Source organism: Kosakonia sp. YIM B13571, from assembly GCF_042788095.1.
GTDB classification, from domain to species: Bacteria; Pseudomonadota; Gammaproteobacteria; order Enterobacterales; family Enterobacteriaceae; genus Kosakonia; species Kosakonia quasisacchari.
The window spans coordinates 1-6,628 of record NZ_JBHZPL010000023.1 but is presented as its reverse complement, the minus strand read 5'-3'; the positions used below and the strand labels follow the sequence as shown (position 1 = coordinate 6,628).

Annotated in this window: 7 protein-coding genes; 1 reads left to right on the top strand and 6 read right to left on the bottom strand. The window is 52.6% G+C overall.

The window, feature by feature from the left end; all coding sequences use genetic code 11:
- Positions 1–102: 102 nt before the first annotated feature.
- The 6 genes from proS to metN all read right to left on the bottom strand — a co-directional run bounded on the left by proS (position 103) and on the right by metN (position 5,686).
- Positions 103–1,821 (bottom strand): proline--tRNA ligase, encoded by a 1,719-nt coding sequence (gene proS, locus ACFX4O_RS24275; RefSeq protein ID WP_131407928.1) that lies wholly within the window; start codon positions 1,819–1,821, stop codon positions 103–105.
- 112 nt (positions 1,822–1,933) lie between these two features.
- Positions 1,934–2,641 (bottom strand): tRNA (N6-threonylcarbamoyladenosine(37)-N6)-methyltransferase TrmO, encoded by a 708-nt coding sequence (gene tsaA, locus ACFX4O_RS24270; RefSeq protein WP_380211855.1) that lies wholly within the window; start codon positions 2,639–2,641, stop codon positions 1,934–1,936.
- Positions 2,638–3,042, bottom strand: a complete 405-nt coding sequence (gene rcsF, locus ACFX4O_RS24265; protein WP_131407924.1) for an Rcs stress response system protein RcsF — start codon at positions 3,040–3,042, stop codon at positions 2,638–2,640. The genes tsaA and rcsF overlap by 4 nt, the downstream gene beginning before the upstream one ends.
- Before the next feature lie 108 nt (positions 3,043–3,150).
- A complete protein-coding gene (metQ, locus tag ACFX4O_RS24260; RefSeq protein ID WP_380211853.1) occupies positions 3,151–3,966 on the bottom strand; it encodes a methionine ABC transporter substrate-binding lipoprotein MetQ in 816 nt (271 codons plus the stop codon).
- Positions 3,967–4,008: 42 nt separating this feature from the next.
- On the bottom strand, positions 4,009–4,662 hold the full coding sequence (locus ACFX4O_RS24255; protein ID WP_131407920.1) for a methionine ABC transporter permease MetI: 654 nt from the start codon (positions 4,660–4,662) through the stop codon (positions 4,009–4,011).
- Positions 4,655–5,686 (bottom strand): methionine ABC transporter ATP-binding protein MetN, encoded by a 1,032-nt coding sequence (gene metN, locus ACFX4O_RS24250; protein WP_380211851.1) that lies wholly within the window; start codon positions 5,684–5,686, stop codon positions 4,655–4,657. Before metN ends, ACFX4O_RS24255 begins: the two co-directional genes overlap by 8 nt.
- 189 nt (positions 5,687–5,875) lie before the next feature.
- On the opposite strand from metN, the gene gmhB reads away from it, so the two are divergent.
- Complete coding sequence (gmhB, locus tag ACFX4O_RS24245) at positions 5,876–6,442, top strand: D-glycero-beta-D-manno-heptose 1,7-bisphosphate 7-phosphatase (RefSeq protein WP_380211849.1); 567 nt, start codon at positions 5,876–5,878, stop codon at positions 6,440–6,442.
- Positions 6,443–6,628 lie beyond the last annotated feature (186 nt).

The following is a 6,628-nucleotide window of genomic DNA, read 5'->3' as shown; positions in this document are numbered from 1 at the left end:
TCGAGGGAATATTTTGGTTTTGCCATAAAAAACTGCACCTTACTCAGTTGGGTGTCCAACTTTTGGGGTGCAGTCCAATTGCGGGGCTTTTTGTTGGGTCGCTTAGCCTTTGATGGCTTTGACCAGATAGTTGAGGATCTCCCCGGTTTTGATCAGTTGCTTCTCACCATTGCGACGGTATTTGTATTCGATATCGTCGTTGTCGAGGTTGCGATCGCCAATCACCACCGTGTGCGGGATACCAATCAGTTCCATATCGGCAAACATCACGCCCGGGCGCTCTTTACGATCGTCCATCAGCACTTCAATGCCCTGCGCACGCAGCTCGGCGTAGAGTTTTTCTGCCAGTTCCTGCACGCGATAAGATTTGTGCATGTTCATTGGCAGCAGCGCAACCTGGAACGGTGCAATCGCGTCTGGCCAGATGATCCCGCGCTCGTCGTTGTTCTGCTCAATGGCCGCAGCCACTACGCGCGTTACGCCGATACCGTAGCAACCCATGGTCAGGATCTGATTGCGGCCATCTTCGCCCTGCACGGCGGCGTTCAGCGCCTGGGAGTACTTGGTGCCCAACTGGAAGATGTGACCGACTTCGATACCACGTTTGATAAGCAGCGTACCTTTGCCGTCCGGGCTCGGATCGCCGGCAACAACATTACGAATATCTGCTACTTCCGGGGTGACAACATCGCGATCCCAGTTGATGCCGAAGTAGTGTTTACCGTCAATATTCGCGCCAGCAGAGAAGTCACTCATCGCTGCAACGGTACGGTCAATCACGACCGGAACCGGCATGTTCACCGGGCCGAGCGAGCCAGGACCTGCGTTCACTACCGCGCGGATTTCCGCTTCGGTGGCGAAGGTCAACGGCGCGGCAACCTGCGGCAGTTTTTCCGCTTTAACTTCGTTCAGCTCATGATCGCCGCGCACCAGCAGCGCAACCAGCGGGTAGCTGCTGCCTTCAACGGCTTTAACCAGCAGGGTTTTCACGGTTTTTTCAATCGGCAGGTTGAACTGCTCAACCAGCTCAGCGATGGTTTTGGCGTTCGGCGTGTCAACCAGCGTCATTTCCTGCGTTGCTGCAGCGCGCGGTTCTTTTGGTGCCAGCGCTTCGGCAAACTCAATGTTGGCGGCAAAATCGGAAGAGTCAGAGAAGATCACATCATCTTCACCGCTCTGCGCCAGCACCTGGAATTCATGCGAGGCGCTACCACCGATCGAGCCGGTATCCGCCTGTACTGCACGGAAATCCAGACCCATACGGCTGAAGATTTTGCTGTAGGCGGCGTACATTGCATCGTACGTCTCCTGCAACGATTCCTGAGAGGTATGGAAAGAGTAGGCATCTTTCATCAGGAATTCGCGTGAGCGCATGACACCGAAACGCGGGCGCACTTCATCACGGAACTTGGTCTGGATCTGGAAGAAGTTCAGCGGCAGCTGTTTGTAGGAGTTCAGCTCGTTGCGAATCAGGTCGGTGATCACTTCTTCATGCGTTGGGCCGAGCACAAACGGACGATCGCCGCGATCGACAAAACGCAGCAGTTCCGGGCCATATTGCTCCCAGCGACCGCTTTCCTGCCACAGGTCGGCGGGCTGCACTACTGGCATGGACACCTCAATCGCACCGGCGTTATTCATCTCTTCACGCACGATGTTTTCGACTTTTTTCAGAACGCGCAAACCGGTTGGCAGCCAGGTGTACAACCCGGAGGCCAGTTTGCGGATCATCCCGGCGCGCAGCATCAGCTGGTGGCTGATGACTTCGGCGTCGGCAGGCGTCTCCTTCAGAGTGGAGAGCAAGTATTGGCTAGTACGCATGTTGTTACGGTTCCATTTGGACAATTGGAACAGGCCTAAGACAGGCCTGACACAGAAAAAAGTGGTTTAGTTTATCAGCCTGGCAGAGATGCCAAAAGAGAGGGGCATAAAATTAGCGCGCTTCGAGCGCAAACACTTCAAAGCCGCCATCGGTTACGCGCCAGCGCACGTTAAAATCCAACAGCCAGACAGCGTAGGTTTTTCCCTGCTCTTCCCCTTTTTTATAAGCCGGGCGCGGATCCTGCGCCAGCACTTCACGCAGGAAGGTTTTGAAATGCGGGTAGCGCTTTTCAAGCTCAATAAGCTGCGCTTCGACATCCGGCGTAAAGGTGACGGCGACATCAGCAGGAGGCGCCTGTTGCGCGTAGCTGGCTTGCGCGTGCGGCAAGGCTTCAGCAAACGGCAAATAGGGCTTGATATCCACCACCGGCGTGCCATCGACCAGATCAAGACTACCAAGTTGTAAAATCACCTGATCTTTCTGACAGTGGATGCCGTGCAACTCAACCAGCGACATCCCGATCGGGTTAGGGCGGAAGGTTGAACGCGTGGCGAAAACCCCCATTCTCGCGTTTCCCCCCAGCCGCGGTGGGCGCACGGTTGGACGCCAGCCGCCTTCCATTGTTTGATGAAAAACGAAAAGCACCCACAGGTGGCTGAAACCTTCAAGGCCACGCACGGCATCGGGCTGGTTATAAGGGGGAAGCAAGTGAAGTTCGCCGCTGCCGTGTTTCACCAGCCCTGGCTGGCGCGGTACGGCAAACTTCTCTTTATAAGGTGAGCGGATAACGCCGATTTGCTCGAAAGCAAATGTACTCATTTGGTCGAAATATTCAGTGCAGAGCCGACACAAACCGCCTGACGGTAGCAACCCGGCGTGCCGCTGGTTACTTCGCAGCTATGTTGCAGAACCGCATTAGCTTTCAGCTTAGATGCATTGATTTGCATGCGTTTACGCGCCGTGGGGATGTTCGGCGGAGAATCCTGGTTGGTAGCCTGGCAGGATTCTCCGGTGACTTCGCCCAAATCGCGGAACGGTTTACCCACTAGCTCGGTGGCGTCCGTAATGACCCGTACAGGTACAGGGCGCGAGACTTTCGGTTTTTCTGGTTCTGCTTTTGGCGCCACTGCGGTGCTTTTTACAGGTTCGACAGGAGATCTGCTTAGCAAGGAGCAGCCGCTTAGCATGAGTGCTAATAAACAGATCGGTAAAGCACGCATAATATATCCTCGAAGTAATTTTTTTAACGCCGCTTATTGAATCAGGCGCGTGCACAAATGACAAGGCGGGCTTGCGCCCGCCTTGAATGATATTACAGACTACGGAGATTACCAGCCTTTCACTGCGCCGCCGTTGAAGACTTTATTTGCCGCTTCGCTGACTTCGTCAGACTGGTAAGCCTGGACGAATTTCTTCACGTTTTCCGCGTCTTTGTTATCTTCGCGCGCGACGATCAGGTTAACGTACGGGGAGTCTTTATCTTCAACAAAGATGCCGTCTTTTTCCGGCGTCAGGCCAATCTGGCTGGCGTAAGTGGTGTTGATGACCGCCAATGCAATCTGTGCATCGTCCAGAGAACGCGGCAGTTGCGGGGCTTCCAGCTCAACAATCTTCAGGTTTTTCGGGTTTTCGGTGATATCCAGCACGGATGGCAGCAGGCCTACACCATCTTTCAGTTTAATAAGGCCTTGTTTTTGCAGCAGCAACAGAGAACGACCAAGGTTGGTTGGATCGTTCGGTACCGCTACCTGAGAACCATCCTGCAGTTCAGACAGCGCTTTGATTTTTTTGGAGTAGCCAGCGATGGGGTAAACAAAGGTGTTACCAACCGGAACCAGTTTGAAACCACGGTCTTTGATCTGCTGATCCAGATACGGTTTATGCTGGAAGGCGTTCGCGTCAATGTCGCCTTTACTCAGCGCTTCGTTCGGCAGCACGTAGTCGTTAAAGGTTACCAGCTCAACGTCCAGGCCATATTTCTCTTTAGCAACTTTCTGCGCGACTTCAGCAACCTGCTGTTCAGCACCCACAATCACACCGACTTTGATGTGATTCGGATCTTTTTCGTCCTGACCGCAACCAACCAGAGCCAGAGAACCCAGCAGAGCACCAACTGCTGCAAAGGTCTTGAATTTAAAAGCCATGATATTTTCCTTTCTATCTGAGTCGTTATGTTGTGTGTAACGTTATTTATGCGTCACAGCCCGGACGATACGATCGCCAGCGAACTGAATTAAGTAAACCAGAACCACGAGCAATATCAGTACAGTATTCATCACTAATGGATTGTAGGTCACGTAGCCATATTGGATACCCAACTGACCTAAACCACCCGCACCGACCGCGCCTCCCATTGCGGAGTAACCCACCAGAGTAATCAACGTAATGGTCGCCGCGTTAATCAGCCCTGGCAGCGCTTCTGGCAGCAGAACTTTGCGAATGATCTGCATCGGTGTCGCGCCCATCGCGCGTGATGCTTCGATCAGACCCGCAGGCAGCTCCAGCAGGGTATTTTCTACCATGCGGGCAATAAACGGTGCGGCGCCTACGGTCAGCGGAACGATGACCGCATACAGGCCAATAGATGTGCCAACAATTACCCGGGTAAAGGGAATCATCCATACCAGCAAAATGATAAACGGGATGGAACGGAAAATGTTCACCAGCGCGGAAATCACGCGATATAACGCCGGGTTTGGCATGATCTGACCCGGACGCGTCACATATAGCAGCACGCCGAACGGCAGACCGACGACAAAACCCAGCAAGCCCGAAGCAAAGGTCATAAATAACGTTTCCCAGATGCTGCGGGCAAAGAGCCACATCATTGCCTCAGACATAACCGAGTACCTCTACTTTTACGTGGTGTTCTTGCAGCCAGGCGATCGCCGCCTGCGTATCCTCCGGCGTACCGTGCATTTCGGTCAACATAATGCCGAACTTCACGCCGCCCGCGTAATCCATCTGCGCGCTGACAATATTGTTGTTCACGTTAAAACGACGCGCCGTTTCCGACAGCAGCGGGGCGTCGACGGACTGACCGGTAAACTCCATCCGCAGCATCGGCACACTGTCCGCTTGCGGTTGTGCCTGTAAGCGTTGCAGATAATCTTCCGGAATATCCAGGTGCAGCGTGGACTGTATAAACTGCTGTGCCAGCGGTGTTTTCGGATGTGAGAACACTTCGCTCACCGTATCCTGCTCAATCAGCTCACCGTTGCTGATTACCGCCACGCAGTCACAAATGCGTTTTACCACATCCATTTCATGCGTAATGAGCAGGATGGTCAGCCCGAGGCGACGGTTAATGTCCTTCAGCAGTTCAAGAATAGAACGTGTTGTTGCTGGATCTAATGCGCTGGTGGCTTCATCACACAGCAGTACTTTTGGGTTACTGGCTAGCGCACGTGCAATAGCGACGCGCTGTTTTTGCCCGCCGGAGAGATTAGCCGGGTAGCTGTCGTGCTTATCTGACAAACCAACCAGATCGAGAAGTTCTGTCACCCGGCGATGGATCTCTTCGCGCGAGGTGTTATCCAGCTCCAGCGGTAACGCAACATTACCGAAAACGGTTCGGGAAGAGAGCAGGTTAAAGTGCTGGAAGATCATGCCAATTTGGCGACGCGCTTTGGTTAATTCCGCTTCTGACAGTTGCGTCAGATCCTGACCGTCGACCAGCACGCTGCCCTGCGATGGGCGCTCCAGCAAGTTCACACAGCGGATAAGCGTACTTTTCCCCGCACCTGACGCGCCAATAACGCCATAAATTTGGCCAGCAGGTACGTGCAGGCTAACGTTGTTCAGCGCCTGAATCGTACGGTTCCCTTGCTGGAACACTTTGGTGATATTCGAAAGTTTAATCATTAGATTATTTTTATCGTATGAGAGTTAGCCGTGGCATTTTCTTCTGCCGATGACGACTTACAGCCGTAAACAGAGCGGATGGTAAGGCATCCAGACGTCTAAATCAATGTCACTCATCAACGATGAGCACTTTCCTGTATAGCGAAACATGAGATACTAAGAACATATGCCTTTTTCAGGAGCAAACCCGTGGCAAAGTCTGTACCCGCTATTTTTCTCGATCGTGATGGCACTATTAATGTTGATCACGGCTACGTCCATGAGATTGATGAATTTGAATTTATTGATGGCGTTATTGACGCCATGCGCGAACTGAAAGAAATGGGTTATGCGTTGGTGCTGGTGACTAACCAGTCTGGTATTGCGCGCGGCAAATTCACCGAAGCGCAGTTTGAAACGTTAACCGAATGGATGGACTGGTCTTTAGCCGATCGCGGTGTTGATTTGGATGGCATCTATTATTGTCCACACCACCCGCAGGGAACAGTAGAAGAGTTCCGCCAGGTCTGCGACTGCCGTAAACCGCACCCGGGCATGCTCATATCAGCTCGCGATTTTCTGCACATTGATATGACTGCTTCTTATATGGTTGGCGATAAGCTGGAAGATATGCAGGCGGCGTCTGCCGCACAAGTAGGAACAAAAGTACTGGTACGCACCGGTAAACCTGTCACGCCAGAAGCTGAAAATAGTGCCGATTGGGTGATTAATAGCCTTGCGGAGTTGCCGGCAGCCATTAAAAAGCACCAAAAATAGCCGTTATGACGAAAAGATGAGCGGTTGAAATAAAAATGCATTTTTCCGCTTGTCATTCAGCTCGGGCTCCCTATAATGCGCCTCCATCGACACGGCAGATGTGAATCACTTCACACAAACAGCCGGTTCGGTTGAAGAGAAAAAATCCTGAGATTCAGGGTTGACTCTGAAAGAGGAAAGCGTAAT

Excerpts from the sequence above, each read along its gene's own strand:
- ACFX4O_RS24255 (WP_131407920.1), bottom strand. The coding sequence starts at position 4,662 with ATGTCTGAGGCAATGATGTGGCTCTTTGCCCGCAGCATCTGGGAAACG.
- rcsF (WP_131407924.1), bottom strand. The coding sequence starts at position 3,042 with ATGCGTGCTTTACCGATCTGTTTATTAGCACTCATGCTAAGCGGCTGC.
- metQ (WP_380211853.1), bottom strand. The coding sequence starts at position 3,966 with ATGGCTTTTAAATTCAAGACCTTTGCAGCAGTTGGTGCTCTGCTGGGT.
- proS (WP_131407928.1), bottom strand. The coding sequence starts at position 1,821 with ATGCGTACTAGCCAATACTTGCTCTCCACTCTGAAGGAGACGCCTGCC.
- metN (WP_380211851.1), bottom strand. The coding sequence starts at position 5,686 with ATGATTAAACTTTCGAATATCACCAAAGTGTTCCAGCAAGGGAACCGT.
- tsaA (WP_380211855.1), bottom strand. The coding sequence starts at position 2,641 with ATGAGTACATTTGCTTTCGAGCAAATCGGCGTTATCCGCTCACCTTAT.